Here is a 16704-nt window from a genome sequence, read left to right as displayed (position 1 = left end):
AAGGGGCTTTTTTTGTGGATATAAATTCCGCGTTAAAACCACCCCGTCAAAAATTCTTTGAATTTTTGACACCCCTCCGAAGGAGGGGAATATTGAGCACATACTTACTCATCAAAGGCCAGCGCGTCCCTAATCCCTAATCCCTAATCCCTACAACCTGCTACCTAACATCTGCTACCTATCCTCCACAATCACTCTTCTATGCTCTCTCCCCCAGTTGATCATTTCCTGAATGATATTTCCGAAGGTACGGCAATATTCTGTGGGTTCATATTCTATCAGAACAGGTGTTTCCGGGTAAACGGTGCGTTTTACCAGCTTATTCAGTTCCATATCTTTCAGTTCTTTTGAAAGCATTCTGGTGGTAATTCCGGGAATACTGCGTTCAATTTCCCTGAACCGTCTGTTTCCGTTACAAAGTGAATTGATCACAGGAATTCGCCATTTCCCTCCGATAAAATAAAGGGTATCCTGTAAGGCTCTAAGTTCTTCGTTTTGATCTCTTTCCATAGTTGCAAAGTTAAGTGATATCACCAATGATACTGATATACTCTGTGATACTGATTACAAAAGTATACCATTTTGAAATAATTTTGTCAAAAAATTTACAATGAAAAAATTCAGTAATAAAGTAGCTCTTGTAACAGGAGGAAACAGCGGAATCGGATTTGCTGCAGCAAAAGAACTTATTTCAGAAGGAGCAACGGTTCTCATCACCGGAAGACGAAAGGAAGCTGTAGAAAAAGCGGTTCAGGAACTTGGAGCAATCCCTTTCATCGCAGATCAGGCAGAACTTAATGATATTGATCTTTTAAAAGAAGAAGTAGAGAAACAGTTTGGCAAAATAGATATTCTGTTCATCAACGCAGGCATTACCGGAAGTCTGACTCCTATTGAAAACATGGATGTCGAAAATTTTGATCAGGTAATGAATATTAATTTCAGAGGCGCTTATTTTACGTTAAGCAAATTCATTCCTTTATTGAATGAAGGTGCTTCTGTCATATTCTTATCATCTATTGTGGCTTCTACTTATAAACCGAACAGTTCAGCGTACCAGGCAAGCAAAGCTGCATTGAACTCGATTGCAAAAACGGCAGCAGCCGAGTTAGCACCAAGAAAAATCAGAGTGAATATGATAAGCCCCGGTCCTATAAAAACCGAGATCATGAGCAAAGCTGGTCTTGATGAAGAAACGTTAAAAAATATTCAAAATCATCTCGTTGATCAGATTCCATTGAAGAAAATGGGAGCAGTTGAAGAAGTTGCCAAGCTGGTTACCTATTTGTCAGATGATCAGATTTCAAGTTATGTCACCGGAACCGAAATTGTGATAGACGGCGGTATTACTTTATAAATAACAGATTTAATCAAATCCCGGTAATACAATGACCGGGATTTTTCTTGTGTATTTTCGGAGTCAAAAATTCCTCATTCACCTTTTGATTTGTCCGGATCAGCCTGTTTTCCGTTTCACAGGATGTGCTGTCCACCTACTTTTGAATCAGAAAATAAAAACAATACTCATTATGGATACCGTAAAGAAAAAAAGAAATCCCATTGCCATAATATTTCTGGCTATATTAGGAATCTTCGGAGGGTTGCAGCTATTCAGCAAACCTTTGGAAGGGAAGCCGGTTACAGGAAAAATTGAAGCACCAAGGGAAGTGATCAGCATTCTTGAAAACTCATGTTTTAGCTGTCATTCCAACCAGCAAAATTTAAGTTGGTATGATAAAATTGCACCTGTTTCCTGGGCCGTCAATAAAGACATTAAAAGAGCCAGAGAAGTCCTGAATTTTTCAGAATGGGGAAAATCTCCTGCTGAAAATCAGGGAAAAATGTATGCCATTCTCAATATGATGCAGAGCGGGAAAATGCCTCTTCATGAATACACGCTTCTGCATCCATCTGCTAAAATTACCCCAAAAGATATTGAAATCATTAAAAAATATACGCTTTCATTATCTTCGGTAAATCCGACAGCACAACATAAAAATGAACCTCAACCCTCTTCCACTACCCCTGGTGCAGCTCCAACAAAGTTTCCGGTTTCACCCAATGGAGTTCAGTACACTCCTGATTTCAAAAACTGGAAAGTGATCAGTATGAGTACACTCTTTGACCATTCTATCCGTGTCATTTATGGAAATGATATTGCTGTAAAAGCTGTGGAAACAGAAAACTTTCACCCATGGCCAGACGGAAGTATTGTCGTAAAATCTGTATGGATGCAACAGGAAATGCCAGATGGAGAAATCAGACCCGGAAAATTTGTCAATGCACAGTTTATGGTAAAAGATTCCAGACAGTATAAAGATACTGAGGGTTGGGGATTTGCAAAATTCTCAGGAAATGATCTCCATCCAACCGGAAAGACAGCTTCTTTCGCCAAAGAATCCTGTATTGCCTGCCATAGACAATTAGCAGAAAAAACAGGTTACCTTTTTGACGTTCCCATGAAAGTAAATACCCAAAGATTAATCCAAAATTTACAGAAAAAATGAAAAATACAATCCTGATTTTACTGGTAAGCCTTATTTCACTTACCGCCTGCAGCAAAGAAAATAGCGATACAAATAATGGACTTTCAAGGGTTATTTTTGACCCGGGAAATTTAAAATTCATTTCCAATTCTTTAAATCCTAAGAAAGAAACAATGTCTGCTTTATACAGAAATGAAAAAGCACTGGAATCTTTATCAAAGGAAACTCAGAAACCGGAAGCGGGTACCGTTATGAAACTGGTTACCTGGAAATATCATGAAAATCCTCAATATATTGGCGGAACAATCACCGGAGAATTATTAAGTATTGAAACTGTTCAGGCTGATCATCTTGGAAATATTTCTTATGAAATTAAAAACGATCCGGCAAAAAGTACTTCTCCCGATAAAGAAGGAAGAATACAGTATTTTATGAGCTACCGACCAGTCATCAGACCTTAATAAAAGTAACCATAGGGTAATTTTTTGTGAATCCTGAATTTTGCCTTTTAATAATGATTGTACTCTGTAAATGGATAAAAGTTTACGTTTCACTATTTATCATAATATTTTCAAGAAAAAGCATTAATTTAACCCTTTCAAATCAGCAGATTTCATGCAACAGCAAAAAATAAAAATCTCACAGGCCATTATCTGGATAAGCTCTATTTTTCTGGGCATTTTATCTTCTGTACCTCAGCTTGCATCCCATCAGTTCAACTGGAAAGAAGCCGTTGTCAACTCCGGAATTACGGCTGCATTTTCTGTCATCATGTGGTACATCAATATTTACATGCTGAACCGCACAAAAAAACGAAGACAGCATATTTCCTATTCAAGGTTGATGGTGATCCTGGGTTTTGGAATGGTGATTATGTTTGGGCTGGCCTGGATTCAGCAGCTGATTCTTTCTCACATTAATTTCGGGCCGGTGATGCTGATGATTGAAGTAAGAGGAATTTTAATCAATCTGGTCTGCTATATGTTCCTGAATCTTCTTCAGAACAATTATACAGGACAACAGGTGCAGCTGGAACTGGAAAAGGTAAAAAGTGACAATCTTGGAGCTCAGTATGAACTGTTAAAACAGCAAATCAATCCTCATTTTCTCTTCAACAGCCTGAATACATTAAAACTGATGGCAGAAACCCGTGATGAAGAAACAGTGGACTTTATTGTGAAGCTTTCCGATTTTTACAGATTTACCCTCGAAAGCCGAAAATTAGACCTGATCAGTGTTCAGGAAGAAATGAAAATAGTAAATGCTTATCTTTTTCTTCAGAAAGCACGTTTTGGTGACGGCATTATGTTTACCAATGAACTTGGAAAAGAAACCGGTTCTACTCTTATTCCTCCTTTTACGCTTCAGCTTCTGGTGGAAAATTGTATCAAGCATAATATTGTTTCACAAAGTAAACCTTTACATATTAAAATCTATACTGCTGACGGTAATATTGTGATTGAAAATCCGATACAGAGAAAAGTAAATACTGAAGATTCTTTAGGGGTTGGACTTGACAATATTAAAATGCGTTACAAACACTTGCTGGAAAAGGATATTACTATTCATTCAGACGAAAAAACATTTCAGATAAAACTACCATTAATCCATGAATATAATCATTATTGAAGACGAATTCAGGGCAGCAAAATCCCTTCAGAATTTAATTTCAGAGTTAAAACCGGACTCAAAGATACTGGGTGTTTACGACAGTATTGAAGCAAGTATTGAAGGCTTAAAGAAGATCAAACCCGATCTTATTTTTATGGATATCCATCTTTCGGACGGACTTTCATTTGAAATTTTCAAATCGGTGGACATCACCTGTCCTGTAGTTTTTTGTACCGCTTTTGACCAGTACATGCTGGATGCCTTTAAAAGCAAGGGAGTGGATTATGTTTTAAAACCATTTTCCAGGGAAGATATTGCTGAAGCTTTGAGAAAAGTTGATGAACTGAAAAAGTTCTTCCAAAAGAATGATCTTCCTGATCTGGAATTGTTGATACAAAAAATCAACCAGCCTGCTCCTACCGGTAAAAGTAGTTTCCTTGTTTTTAAAAATCAAAAATACACTACAGTTCTTACTGAAGATATTGCGTATTTTTATATCCATAATGAGATCACTCATCTTGTTACATTTGCAAAAGAACAGTTTCCCCTCACCCAGCCTTTGGGACAGGTTGCGGAACAGGTCTCTGATAAACAATTTTTCAGAGTCAACAGGCAGTATATTATTAATTTTAAAGCAATTAAGGAGATGGAACATTATTTTCAGCGCAAAATATTGGTAAAACTCACCATTGAAACACCTGAAAAGCTTCTTATTAATAAAGAAAAGACCCATAGTTTCTTTACTTGGCTGGAGGATAGGTGAAGCTAGAAGCTGGGTGCTGGAAGTACTTTAAAGTACTATGATCTATAAAAGTCTTATTTAAATACATTATACCCCTGATTGAGATGATCAGGGTTTTCTTTTGCTTTAATTTTTTAAGCTTCATTGCTCATATTTTTACTATCAAAAAATATAAACATCAATTCCTCTTTGCACTCCAAAACTTCCAGCCTCCCACTTCCAGCTTCCAGCCTTAAAATCCTTCCCCTCAAAATTTCCGAATTCACCCTCTGATTTGTCCGGTTAACCCTTTTTCCCATTTTTCTGCCTTTCCAGAGTATCTACTTTTGAATCAAATTAAAAGACATGATACTAAAAAACTTAATCACAGTAAGTGCTTTCACCACATTATTATTTGCTACTTCAGCATTTATTTATCAAAATAAAGATCAAAAGACAATAGTACAGCAAGCTTCAGAAAACAATGGTTTCGCTGTTTTGGAACTCTTTACTTCGGAAGGGTGTTCAAGCTGTCCTCCAGCAGATGAACTTATGGGAAAAATTCAAAAAGAATATAAGGATGAACCTGTTTACCTTCTCTCCTACCATGTGGATTACTGGAACCGCCTTGGATGGAAGGATAGATTCAGTACCGCCGAAAACTCCCAGAGACAGCAGCAATACAGCCGTATCTTACATTCACAGGTGTATACACCACAGCTGGTAGTCAATGGACAAAAGGAATTTGTAGGTTCTGATGAGGGCAATATCAAAAATGCTATTCAGGAAGCTCTGTTTGCTGCTAAAAAAACAAATGTAGAATTATCTGCAAATGTTTCGCAGAATAAAATTGAAGTGCAGTATAAAACGTCTTCTCTTGATCCTCAGAGTATGCTTCTGGTTAATCTGGTTGAAAAACATTCTTCCACTCAGGTAGGAAAAGGTGAAAATGAAGGGCGTCATCTGCATCACTGGCAAATCGTACACCAGCAAAACCAGATCTCACTGAATAAGCAACAGGGAGGAACAACAACATTCAAACTTCCGGAAGGATTTTCACCAGAGAGCTGGGAAGTCATAGCCTTTATTCAGAATATTAAAACCGGAAAAATCTCAGGATCAGCAAAAACAACTTTTCAATAATTTTTTACATCATCAACAATTAAAATTACTACAACAATGAAAACAAAAACAACAAAAATCATCTATTGGGCAGGAGCCATTTTTATGTCACTTTGGTTTGGAGCCAGTGGTTTCTTTGAACTTACAAAAAATCCGGTTGTATGGGACATTACCCAACAGCTTGGCTATCCTCCTCATTTCATTTATATATTGGGTGTTTTTAAAATTGCAGGCGTTCTTGTCCTTCTCCTTCCCAATAGATTGTTAAGACTGAAAGAATGGGTATTTGCAGGAATGTTCTTTGATATTCTCTTTGCTTTCTTTTCAAAAATAGCGGTACTTGGTTTTCCGTCTACAATAGATGCTATAGTCGCTTTTTCTGTCCTCACGATGACTTATCTGATGTTCAGAAAACTATATTCTCCTGAATTGATATTCGGAGAGGCTTAATGATAATAAACTCTAATTTTTTCTTATGTTAAAACAGATCCTCTCGTTGCCTGGGAGGATTTGTTGTGTAAAAGTAGTGATCAATAAGTTTTGGCTCAAGCCGAATGAATAAATATTTATTAAAAAAGCGGACTAAAGTCCGCTTCTATTGATTGGATTATTTGTATGCTTGATTATTCCGTTTAGTTAACCACCCCGTCAAAAATTCTTTGAATTTTTGCCACCCCTCCGGAGGAGGGGAATGTGACCACTTAATTACTATTAATTAAGATAACTTATTTCTGTTTCTCCCTAACCCCTATCACCTAATCCCTATTACCTATTACCTAATTCATAAAACTTTCCGGGAACCATTCAAATGCGCCGGATTTTGTTTTTGTAAATCCTAATCCAGGCCAAGGTAAATGGCTGGCAAATGCTCTGGTCTTAGTTTCTGCCAACTGCTGAAGATTTTTTCTTCTTGAAGCGGTTGCAATATCCAGATCAGTATCTCCGGAAAATCCCCAATCAGGATGAGGAAAAAGAATGATATCAGAATGGATAAGGTCAGCAATATACAATAGCTTTTCATTCCCCGAAGATATTGTGGTAATGGTTAAACCTGGGGTATGACCGGGAGCCAGCTGAAAACTGAAATACTTATACAGTGGATTATCAAAATCATAGAACTTCAATTTAGGCTGAATGGTCTTTAATATGTTTTGAAGAGCAGGAATAATCTGATTGAGGACTTCAGGGTGATTTTTCAAAGCACTGTTATTAAAATCTTTAAGGGAAGCTTTCATCCAGAAATCATGTTCAATTTTTGAAATGAAAATATTGGCATTCGGAAAAACCAGATTCTGTTTTTTATCGATAACGCCTCCAATATGATCAGGGTGTGCGTGAGAAATAAAAATATCGGTAATGTCTTTAGGAGAGAACCCTGCTTTTTGAAGGCTTTTTAGTAAAAATCCGGTTCTTTCATCAGCAAAATTCCCCATTCCGGCATCCATCATAATAAGCTTATCTTTTGTTTTAATCAATAGGATATTCATCGCCAGATCAATATAATGATCCGGTCTGAAATGATCTGTAAGAATTGATTTCAGTTCCGAAACATTGGCTCTCGGAGCAAAGGTGTTCACATTTTCTTCACGGATATACCCATCGGTAAGTACAAATAACTCAAGTTCTCCAAGCTTTAATTTTTTAAAACCGGAAAGATCATCTTCAGTTTTTTCAGTAACGGATTTCTTTTCTGCCATTAAACCGGAAAAAGGGACCATACTTAATGTTCCCGCTAATAATCCGTTCTTTAATAATTCTCTTCTGTTCATAGCTTAGCTCTGTTCATTTTAACTATTAAAACAAAAAACTGAGCTCCTTTCATGATCGGGAACTCAGTTTTTGTATCATAGTCTTTTAGTTATTGACCAATTTCATTGAACCTTCAGTATATCTTTCCCCTACATTCGGGTATTTTTTCAGAATAGCATCAATGGTATCCAGATCTGATTGGGAAAGCTCTATATTGACGGCGGCAATATTTTCTTCCAGATATTTAATTCGCTTAGTGCCTGGAATTGGGATAATATCATCTCCCTGGTTCAATACCCAGGCTAATGCGAGTTGAGTTCCTTTCACACCTTTGGAAGCGGCAAGCTCATTAATTTCGTTAGCCAGTTTGGTATTATTTTCAAGATATTCCTGCTGATAACGGGGTAATGATTTTCTGAAATCGTCATCACCAAGGTTCTGTACATCGTAAATATTGGTGAAAAGTCCTCTCGCCAACGGTGAGTAAGGAACTAAAGAAATTCCCAGCTCTCTGATGGTTGGTAAAATCTCTTTTTCAACATCTTTGGTCAAAATAGAATATTCTGACTGTAAGGCTGCGATCGGGTGAATTTTGTTGGCTTTTCTGATAGACTCTGCGGAAGCTTCAGATAATCCGATATATTTCACTTTTCCTGCTTTCACCAGCTCAGCCATTGCTCCTACTGTTTCTTCTACCGGAATATTCGGGTCTACTCTGTGGGCATAGTAAAGGTCAATAGTATCGATCTTTAATCTTTGAAGGCTTAAATCTACTGCCTGTCTGATCCATTCCGGAGAACCATCAAAATAAGTTCCGGGAGCTCCGCTGTGGCTAGCTTTTCCATCTTTAAACCTGAACCCGAACTTGGTCGCAATAAAAATCTTATCTCGGTTCGGAACCAGAACTTTAGAGATCAGTTTTTCATTTTCCCCATTGGCATACATATCTGCTGTATCCCAGAAATTAACGCCTAAATCTAATGCTCTGTGCAGGGTATTGATACTTTCCTGCTCATCGGTAGGACCATAAGCAAAACTCATTCCCATGCATCCTAGTCCGATTGCTGATAACTGTTCTTCTGTGTTTCCTAATTTTTTAAATTTCATGATAGGTATGATTTAATTTTACAAGACAAAATTAGAACAAGTAACGGCCAACCACGATATAGAATTCAAACTAAGAATTATAAAATTCAAACAACATCCATTCTTAAGGCATTAGGAGTAATTCCGGTTTGTTTTTTAAAGTAATTGGTAAAATAAGCGGGTTCTTCGAAACCTAATCCATATGCGATCTCAGAAATATTCCAGTCTGTATGTTTCAATAAAGCATTGGCTTCCTGAATAATCCTTCCGGTAATCTGCTGACTGGTTGTTTTCCCTGTAATCTCTTTTACAGAACGATTTAAAGAATTCACATGAATGGAAAGACTCTGAGCATAATCACTAGGCGTTTTTAATTTTAAAAAGGCTTCAGGACTGTCGATAGGAAATTGTCTTTCCAGAAGCTCCATGAATAAAGAAGCCACTCTTTGTGAAGCATTCTGATAAGGTTCAAAGCTGTCTGCCGGCTGCATCCTCATCGTTTCATGAATCATCAGGTGAAGATAAGCTCTCAGCATATCATATTTATGAATATAATCCGACTGGATTTCCGTCATCATTTTCGTATACATTTCAGAAAGTATTTTCTGCTGTTCTTCATTGACAAAGAAAACCGGAGTTCCTCCAATCTTAAAAAGCGGAGAATCCTGAAGATTTCCCATACGGCTTCCATTATGCAGAAACTGGTCTGTAAACAGGCAAAACCAGCCTTTCTGATCTTCATCATCAGCTTCCCAGGAATAAGGAATAATAGGGTTTGAAAACAATAAGGCAGGACGGTCTACTTTAATCCATTTATCGGCATAATGAAGTTTTCCTTTTCCTATGATCAGTGAAATTTTATAATAATCTCTTCTGCTGTAAGGGGTAAGAGGAGAACAGTATTCTCTTGAAAAGACATTAAAATGTCCCATCTTATTCACCCCAATACACTGTGATGCAAGATTGGGAGCGTTTCTTTCATAAAAACCTTTGAGTGACTCGTGTGATTCCATAGATCAAAGTTATAAAAATCAAACAAATTAAATCACAATAATAAATAATCCTTGGATTGAAAAAATAAAATGGCTGACAAAAACATGCCAGCCATTTAAAGTGATATAGAGTTGATAATGGGTTAATCCCAATCGTCATCATGTCCATGACCACGATGTTTATTTTGTTTTTTGTAGTATTTCTCCTGATTTTTATAATACTTTTCCTGTTGTTTACGGTATTTTTTATAATCGTTTTTATTTCTGCCGTAAACAATTACAGGATTCTGACCTCTGTAATATTTCTTTTTAAAAATGATATACTTTTCTCTTCCCAGAATTCTTTCCAGCTCCGAATAACGGTCGTTTCTCCATCTTCCCGGCTCCACCACATACACTCTGTTCCATGTATCATAATCATGGTATCTGTCATTCAGCACATAGATTTGATTGGCCTGCGTTGTTGAAAGTACAAGATCCGTAATTACTCTTTGCCAATTGATATCTGAGATACTCCTTCTATAGTCATTATAATAATCTGACTGGGCATAACTCAAACTGAATGCCCCAACCAATAATGCTGTTAATATTAATTTTTTCATTTCACTCCACTTTAAAATTAAACATGAAGAGATAGTCAATTAAAGTGCCAATCCTTCATTACAAATGCTAATATTTGTTAAGAAAAATTATAAACAACTGATTATCTTTAAAATATTTTGCACATTTTTCAGGAAATTATTACAGATTACTCATATTAAAATTACACTCAGAAAACATTTAATTTTATTAAACAGAGATTTTTGATAAGCAAATAATAATCAGTAAGCTGGGACTAAATTTAGTGTTATAAAGAGTAAATACTCTAAGCTTAGGCTAAAGCCAATGGATGTTTTTTAATGTCTGGCTGGGCTGAAGCCCACCCCTATTGAATTTTAACAACAACATCTTTTATCTTTTATCTTTTATCTTTTATCTTTTATCTTTTATCTTTTATCTTTTTACATTTATGTTATAAAATTCGTTAAGATTCCTGAAAACTATTATTTCATATGATTTAATTTCGTAATTTTAATGAAGAGAATGTTTTTAAGAAGATCTTCTCAAATTATTTTTAATCATCCAAATCTTACATTATTATGGAAAATATAAAGTTTCAGGTATCTCAATATCAGGATGAGTTGCAGCTACTTATAGATGGAAAAAAGGCAGGCTATATGTCCATAGAGGTTGATGGAAGACTGCTTATCGTATATTACACGAAACTTGAAGAAGAGCGTGAGGGAAAAGGATATGCCAAATTATTACTGGATGAGCTGGTACGCTACGCAGAAGAGAAAGATTTGCTTGTAGATCCGGAATGTGATTTTGTAAGACAGCAGTTTGAAAATCACCCTGCAAGATATAAAGAAATCTGGCATGCCTGATCAGTTTTCCCACCATGCTGGAAATTGTTGTTCTGACTGATTCAGATCTACTACCTCGCCGATCATCGGAGTGAGGATATTCAGTTTTTTTTCTTTTCCAAGAGCCGTTATCTTTTGAAAAGGTTCATTCCATGGATGAAGTGCCAATGCAAATTTTGCAGCATGCACCGGAATAATACGTTCTGCTTTAAGATCCGTTCCAGCCTGGATAACATCCTCCGGCAATGTATGGATATATCTCCACGCCTCTCCATACTGCCCGTTCTCAAGAATAGCATAATCAAAAGGTCCATATTGCTCACCAATTGTTTTAAAATGAGAATCATAGCCACTGTCTCCTCCTAAGAAAATTCTTTTTGTAGGCGTTATCAGAACATAGGAACTCCAAAGTGTATCATTCTGCCTTACCCTTCTGCCGGAAAAGTGTCTGGCAGGAGTAAAAACAATTTTTAAATCATTTTTCAAAACAACTTCTGTTCCCCATTCTTCTTCGATAAGTTTATTTTCAACATAGCCCCATCTTTCCAAATGCGCACCTACTCCCAAAGGTATAATGGCCATTTCCGTCCTTCCTTCAATAGATTTTACAGTTGGGTAATCCAAATGATCAAAATGATCGTGGGTTATTACCAGATAGTCGAGATTGGGGATGTCTTCGGGTTGAAAGACCTCTGAGCCTTTAAATGCTTTATTAAAGTATTTGAACGGTGAACCATATAGACTCAAGACGGGATCAATTAAAAAAGAGACACCATCGGTCTGCAGATAATAAGAGGAATGTCCCAGCCAGACAAAAACATCTTGATTCTTATCGATACTTTTTAAATCAGTATGAAGCGATGGAATAGTTTTCAAAGGCTTCAACAGCGGATCTTTCTTTCCTAAAAAGAAATCATATGTCACTTTCCACGTTTTGTAGCCTTCTGTAATGGAAGGGGTATGGTTTATATTCTGAAACTTTCTCTTTTTATAAAGTTTCGAATTCCTGATGCGTTTCAGCCTGTTTCCTTTGGGTACTCCGCCAAACGCTTTCATATTGATCACGATAAAAAAGGTAACTGTCAAAACAGCTACAGTCGTAATAATCCAATAAATCATCTGTATAAAATAAACTTCAAATGTATTGACTTTTGCTTTTAAATGAAAACATATTCCATTTTACTGCATTTTTTAACTAAATTTATCATGTATTTTAAAAAATTTATTATGCTTTTAGGTCATCATTAATTTTAAACTTTCTATTTTAGCACCTTAAAAAACTCAGATATATTGAAAAATTATTCGGTAATATTTCTTCTCGCTATTTTTTCGTCATGTGCCTCTATAAAAAAACATAACGAACAGCGGGCTTCATGTATTCCACCGGAGCAACTTAAGGAGGATGTAGATTTTGCCTATTCAAAATTACAGCAAATGCACCCTCAACTATACTGGTATATTCCTAAGAAGGAATTGGAATATAAATTTGACAGTCTTAAACAGACGATCACCGAACCTCTTACTCCTCTACAGTTTTATTTTAAGCTCCAGCCTGTCATTGCTGGAATTCGCGAAGGCCATCTTTCATTAAGAATTCCCAGAAAGAAATTTACCAAAACAGAAATCAAAAGACTGGAACATCAGAAAGGGATGTTCAGCCGTTTTGAATATTACATTTCTGGAGACAGGATGTATATCATTCAAAACAGAGATTCTATTGAGCATATACAACCGGGAACTGAGATTTTATCCATCAACAATGTTCCTGTATCTGATTATATAAAGAAGTACAGAGGCCTGATCAGCAGTGATGGTGATAATACCACTTTCCAGCCATACTTTTTAAAAGATCTGTTCTTTAATTTCTATACTGCAGAAAATGGATTTGGGACTAAAGCGACTCTTGAAACCCTTTATGAAGGAGAAAAGCGAACATATACCTTAACCCGAGAAACGAAATCCGATTCTGATCTTGAAAAGGATAAGGAAATGCAGAAAAAAACTCCGGAAAAGAAACTGAATGACTATGTAGCTTCCAGTAATTCTTATAACAGGAGTTTCAGATTTCTGGATAAAGACAGTACCATTGCTTATATTAAGGTGAAAAGCTTCTCAAGAGATTATTCGGATGAATTTTATAAAAAAACTTTTGCCAAGATCAGTCATGCAAAATCTTCCTACCTTATCATAGATGTCCGAAATAATTACGGTGGATCATTGTATGAAATCAATAATCTGTATTCTTATCTGGCCGATGAACCATTTACCCTGATCAAACCATCTCAGTTAACTTCCAGGAATGCTCCTCTGCGTACAAATTATTTCAGAAAAAGTACTCCCTTAGAATATGCTCTTAAAAGCATTGCCTATCCGAGTTACTTTTTTGCACAGACTTTCAGTACGTATAAAAAGGATGGAAAAGTATTCTACAAGATGAAGGCTGACAAACCTACAAAACCAAAAAAGGAATCCTTTCACGGAAAAGTTTTTGTATTGATTAACGGAGGAAGTTTCTCCGCATCCTCTATTATTACAGCTAAGCTTAAAAACGACAAAAGAGCAACGCTGGTAGGAGAAGAAACCGGAGGTGCCAATGACGGAACTGTTGCCGGTTTTTATTCGTATCAGAAACTTCCTAATTCTGAAATAAGATTCCCTATCGGATTACTTTTGGTACAGCCTAATATTAATTTTTCAGACTCACGGAAAGGGGTTGTCCCTGATGTGACTATTACTGAAACTATGCAGGATATTCTTGATAAAAAAGATCCTCAGCTGGATTGGATAAAAAATGAAATAGCAAAAGAAAAGCAAAATAAAGGACAATAAGTATAGAGTTTCGGCGGGCTTTCAGCCCGCCGAAATCTTTTTTTATCTTTTCAACTCTTCCAGAAGATTTTCAATATGCTGAATGTATCTTCCGTAATAGCGGTGAAACCAGAATTTCCCAGCCAGGTACAGTAAAAACAATCCTACAATTACCGATCCGATTAAGATGACTGCAATCTTCAGTTCACTCAATGGTTTTGGCCAGGGAATAAATTCCAGGACAATAAGGATTTCACACACCAGAAATGGGGCAAAACTGATGTAGTATGAGAGATAATACTGTTTATTAAGGTTCAGTTGCATCACCAGATCTTTCAGAGAATCATACGTTTTGGGTGCAGGATTACTGATTTCATTATACAATGTAAAGAACTTACTGAAAAAGAAAACGGTGACAATAAGCATGGATGCAATCAAAACCGTTATGTACAATTGAAGTTTGAATGGTCTGCATACAGAACACACCAGAAAGGCGAAAACAAAGATTCCTATTACCCACCAGAATTCCACACGCATGTTCTTACGTATTTTTTCAAGGGGAAGATTCAGTTTATTTCTTTGCTCTATACTGATTTCAGGAGTTTCTTCCACAATATCTTCATTCCAGGTATTTTTCAATTCATCTATATTCATAGGATTACTGATTTTAATGTTTGTTGGTTTTTATTTGGCTTAAGATATCTTTAAGTTTATTTTTTGCCCGGTTCATTTTCACTCTTACATTGCCTTCAGAAATACCCATCTGCTCTGCAATCTGCTTTCCTGAAAAGTCTTCGAGATAATAGAATATAAAGGCTTTATCAATGGGATTGAGCTGATGAATAGCTTTATACATTTCTGTCAGTCTTTCTTCTTTATGATAATCATAATCTTCCTGAACAATGATTTGATTAGAAAAATCTTCACGGGCAATAAAGCTTCTTCTCTTTTCTGTTTTAAGGAAAATAATCGCTGTATTCAAAGAGATTCTGTACAGCCATGTAGAAAATTCACTTTCACCTCTGAAACCGGGAAATGCTTTCCAGAGCTGATAGGTAATCTCCTGAAAAAGATCATCACGATCATCCTTTTCAGTCATGTACATTTTAGAAATCTTAAATAAGATTCCTTTATGCTGTTCAATTTTACGTATAAACTCTTGTTCTAATGAGGTCATAGCTTGTTACTCTATAGAGTTAGTTTTCATTTAAAAAAATTGTTACAGATTTTCACAAAAGAAATAAAAAAACCAGACAGAAAAGTACTGTCAGGTCTCATTTTGTGTGTTTTTTAAACTTTTTTACTATTTTCTCTGAATAGTATGGCTCGAAATAATTTTTATTGGATTTTATCTTTAAAAGCCTACCAGGCCAATATTTTATTGATTTGAACAGTTAGTAGAAAAAAAGTAAAAATGTTACATACAATAAAAACCCTGATATAAAAAATATCAGGGTTTTGTATCAATATTCAGTTCTGATTTATTTAAAATCTAAGAAGTCATCTTTTTCAATATAGTAATTCAGCGCAGTGATAAGCTGATAAGAAGAGACCTCAGCATACTGCCGGAAGGCAAGATCCACCACATCCTGAATATTCTCATCAGAACACATATACTTAAGTTTATTATGATATACAAAATCAGGTAAGATTTCGTTATCGTTTCCTCCTATATCCAAAGGATCTCCGATAAAAACTTTCATTTCCGGTTCAAATTCATCTTTTGAAGAATAGACCGCATAATTGTATTCCGGATCATAAGACTCCTTCCTGTCCTGCTTACGCTTCACAAGCTCCAGAAATTCTTCTATACAATACATCTGATTTTTAATCTCATCCATCTGATATTTTTTAACAACTCAACTTTTTAAAGATAGAAAATTTATAGAAGATAAAGCATTTCTAATTCAGTTTATTTAAAGCTCTCTGTAATGATCCGATATCAAGGAAATTAAGCTTTGCCCCCACGATTATGATGATCAAAAGAACAATTGTCAAAAATAAAATGATAAAAATATACATCGATACAAACCATAAGACCGTATTCAGGATGTTCCCTTGAATTCCCATTTTATTGATAAAAAATTTCTGTGAGCGTTCAAACCATGTTTTTCTCCTTTCCTTTTTAGGAGTTACTTCTATTCCATTAAGTTCATCTACCAACCGTACCACATCATCAATATATCTTCCATACATATAGTAGATCCAGTATCTGATAATAAAAGCAATCAACAGAAGAGTGATCAGAACGCTGATCCCGAAGATCGCCAGATTATATTCCATATCAAAATGGAAATTAATTTTAATCAGAGACAAAAGAAATCCAAGAGGGATATAAGAAATATAATAGGAAATATAAATCTCTTTTGAGATAAGAAGCTGGTTTTTAAGGCTGAACAGATCATAATTGGTATTGATACTGTTCTTCTGAAGCATCTTGTATAATTTCAGAAAGCGGGAATAAAAATAGATGATAATAGCAACCGTCAGAACAGTGACAAATGCTGATATAGTTCTAATATTAGAATCCGTAGATGCAAACGGAAAATTGGTCAGAAGCAAAGGCAGTGTAACAATCATCAGCCAAAACTCTGTCTGCATATTCACTTTCAGCATTTCTAATGGAGAATGTATTTCTCTCTGTTTTTCCAGAGAAATTTCAGGAGACTCCTTTCCTGTATCTTTATCCCAAAGTTCTTTAAAGTTTTCTAAATCCATAGTGT

General features: G+C 35.8%; 20 protein-coding genes. 9 read left to right on the top strand and 11 right to left on the bottom strand.

What is annotated here, in order from left to right; genetic code table 11:
- Window positions 1-174: 174 nt before the first annotated feature.
- Window positions 175-510 (bottom strand): winged helix-turn-helix transcriptional regulator, encoded by a 336-nt coding sequence (locus tag ODR02_RS21575; protein WP_209783998.1) that lies wholly within the window; start codon window positions 508-510, stop codon window positions 175-177.
- A 100-nt stretch (window positions 511-610) separates the two neighbouring features.
- Between ODR02_RS21575 and ODR02_RS21570 the strand changes: the two genes are divergently transcribed.
- The 5 genes from ODR02_RS21570 (at window position 611) to ODR02_RS21550 (ending at window position 4860) form a co-directional block, all read left to right on the top strand.
- A complete protein-coding gene (locus ODR02_RS21570; protein ID WP_309513525.1) occupies window positions 611-1357 on the top strand; it encodes an SDR family oxidoreductase in 747 nt (248 codons plus the stop codon).
- A 172-nt stretch (window positions 1358-1529) separates the two neighbouring features.
- A complete protein-coding gene (locus ODR02_RS21565; RefSeq protein ID WP_309513524.1) occupies window positions 1530-2507 on the top strand; it encodes a heme-binding domain-containing protein in 978 nt (325 codons plus the stop codon).
- A complete protein-coding gene (locus ODR02_RS21560) occupies window positions 2504-2947 on the top strand; it encodes a hypothetical protein (RefSeq protein WP_309513523.1) in 444 nt (147 codons plus the stop codon). Before ODR02_RS21565 ends, ODR02_RS21560 begins: the two co-directional genes overlap by 4 nt.
- 154 nt (window positions 2948-3101) lie before the next feature.
- Window positions 3102-4115, top strand: a complete 1014-nt coding sequence (locus tag ODR02_RS21555; RefSeq protein WP_209783995.1) for a sensor histidine kinase — start codon at window positions 3102-3104, stop codon at window positions 4113-4115.
- On the top strand, window positions 4096-4860 hold the full coding sequence (locus ODR02_RS21550) for a LytR/AlgR family response regulator transcription factor (protein WP_309513522.1): 765 nt from the start codon (window positions 4096-4098) through the stop codon (window positions 4858-4860). The genes ODR02_RS21555 and ODR02_RS21550 overlap by 20 nt, the downstream gene beginning before the upstream one ends.
- 113 nt (window positions 4861-4973) lie before the next feature.
- Here ODR02_RS21550 and ODR02_RS21545 read toward each other — a convergent pair whose 3' ends face one another.
- Window positions 4974-5138, bottom strand: a complete 165-nt coding sequence (locus ODR02_RS21545) for a hypothetical protein (protein ID WP_309513521.1) — start codon at window positions 5136-5138, stop codon at window positions 4974-4976.
- A 46-nt stretch (window positions 5139-5184) separates the two neighbouring features.
- Between ODR02_RS21545 and ODR02_RS21540 the strand changes: the two genes are divergently transcribed.
- Together ODR02_RS21540 and ODR02_RS21535 are read left to right on the top strand one after the other, a co-directional pair.
- Window positions 5185-5961: a DUF1223 domain-containing protein gene (locus ODR02_RS21540; RefSeq protein ID WP_309513520.1), complete on the top strand. Its 777-nt coding sequence runs from the start codon at window positions 5185-5187 to the stop codon at window positions 5959-5961.
- Window positions 5962-5997: 36 nt separating this feature from the next.
- The gene (locus ODR02_RS21535) at window positions 5998-6390 is read left to right on the top strand and encodes a DoxX family protein (RefSeq protein WP_079242171.1); all 393 of its coding nucleotides are present in this window, start codon (window positions 5998-6000) and stop codon (window positions 6388-6390) included.
- A 326-nt stretch (window positions 6391-6716) separates the two neighbouring features.
- Here ODR02_RS21535 and ODR02_RS21530 read toward each other — a convergent pair whose 3' ends face one another.
- From ODR02_RS21530 to ODR02_RS21515, 4 genes are all read right to left on the bottom strand, one after another.
- A complete protein-coding gene (locus tag ODR02_RS21530) occupies window positions 6717-7709 on the bottom strand; it encodes an MBL fold metallo-hydrolase (protein WP_309513519.1) in 993 nt (330 codons plus the stop codon).
- An 85-nt stretch (window positions 7710-7794) separates the two neighbouring features.
- A complete protein-coding gene (locus tag ODR02_RS21525; protein WP_309513518.1) occupies window positions 7795-8796 on the bottom strand; it encodes an aldo/keto reductase in 1002 nt (333 codons plus the stop codon).
- Between the two features lie 86 nt (window positions 8797-8882).
- Complete coding sequence (locus ODR02_RS21520; RefSeq protein WP_309513517.1) at window positions 8883-9788, bottom strand: helix-turn-helix domain-containing protein; 906 nt, start codon at window positions 9786-9788, stop codon at window positions 8883-8885.
- A 122-nt stretch (window positions 9789-9910) separates the two neighbouring features.
- Complete coding sequence (locus tag ODR02_RS21515; protein ID WP_309513516.1) at window positions 9911-10369, bottom strand: hypothetical protein; 459 nt, start codon at window positions 10367-10369, stop codon at window positions 9911-9913.
- Between the two features lie 537 nt (window positions 10370-10906).
- On the opposite strand from ODR02_RS21515, the gene ODR02_RS21510 reads away from it, so the two are divergent.
- The gene (locus ODR02_RS21510; RefSeq protein ID WP_105680615.1) at window positions 10907-11194 is read left to right on the top strand and encodes a GNAT family N-acetyltransferase; all 288 of its coding nucleotides are present in this window, start codon (window positions 10907-10909) and stop codon (window positions 11192-11194) included.
- On the opposite strand, the gene ODR02_RS21505 is transcribed toward ODR02_RS21510, so the two are convergent.
- Window positions 11195-12292, bottom strand: coding sequence for an MBL fold metallo-hydrolase (locus ODR02_RS21505; protein ID WP_309513515.1), 1098 nt, complete (start codon window positions 12290-12292; stop codon window positions 11195-11197). It abuts the gene before it with no gap.
- A gap of 315 nt (window positions 12293-12607) precedes the next feature.
- Here ODR02_RS21505 and ODR02_RS21500 point away from each other — a divergent pair, with 315 nt between their 5' ends.
- Window positions 12608-14002, top strand: coding sequence for a S41 family peptidase (locus ODR02_RS21500; RefSeq protein ID WP_309513514.1), 1395 nt, complete (start codon window positions 12608-12610; stop codon window positions 14000-14002).
- 42 nt (window positions 14003-14044) lie between these two features.
- On the opposite strand, the gene ODR02_RS21495 is transcribed toward ODR02_RS21500, so the two are convergent.
- From ODR02_RS21495 to ODR02_RS21480, 4 genes are all read right to left on the bottom strand, one after another.
- Window positions 14045-14635: a hypothetical protein gene (locus tag ODR02_RS21495; protein WP_209783987.1), complete on the bottom strand. Its 591-nt coding sequence runs from the start codon at window positions 14633-14635 to the stop codon at window positions 14045-14047.
- 13 nt (window positions 14636-14648) lie between these two features.
- Window positions 14649-15158, bottom strand: a complete 510-nt coding sequence (locus ODR02_RS21490; RefSeq protein ID WP_105680619.1) for an RNA polymerase sigma factor — start codon at window positions 15156-15158, stop codon at window positions 14649-14651.
- Window positions 15159-15462: 304 nt separating this feature from the next.
- Complete coding sequence (locus ODR02_RS21485) at window positions 15463-15822, bottom strand: DUF7716 domain-containing protein (protein ID WP_309513513.1); 360 nt, start codon at window positions 15820-15822, stop codon at window positions 15463-15465.
- 61 nt (window positions 15823-15883) lie between these two features.
- Window positions 15884-16699, bottom strand: coding sequence for a hypothetical protein (locus ODR02_RS21480; protein WP_309513512.1), 816 nt, complete (start codon window positions 16697-16699; stop codon window positions 15884-15886).
- Between the last annotated feature and the right edge of the window lie 5 nt (window positions 16700-16704).

This window comes from Chryseobacterium sp. CFS2 (assembly GCF_036543225.1).
GTDB lineage: Bacteria > Bacteroidota > Bacteroidia > Flavobacteriales > Weeksellaceae > Chryseobacterium > Chryseobacterium culicis_A.
The sequence above is the reverse complement of the archived record's forward strand: the minus strand, read 5'-3'. Positions and strand labels throughout refer to the sequence as shown.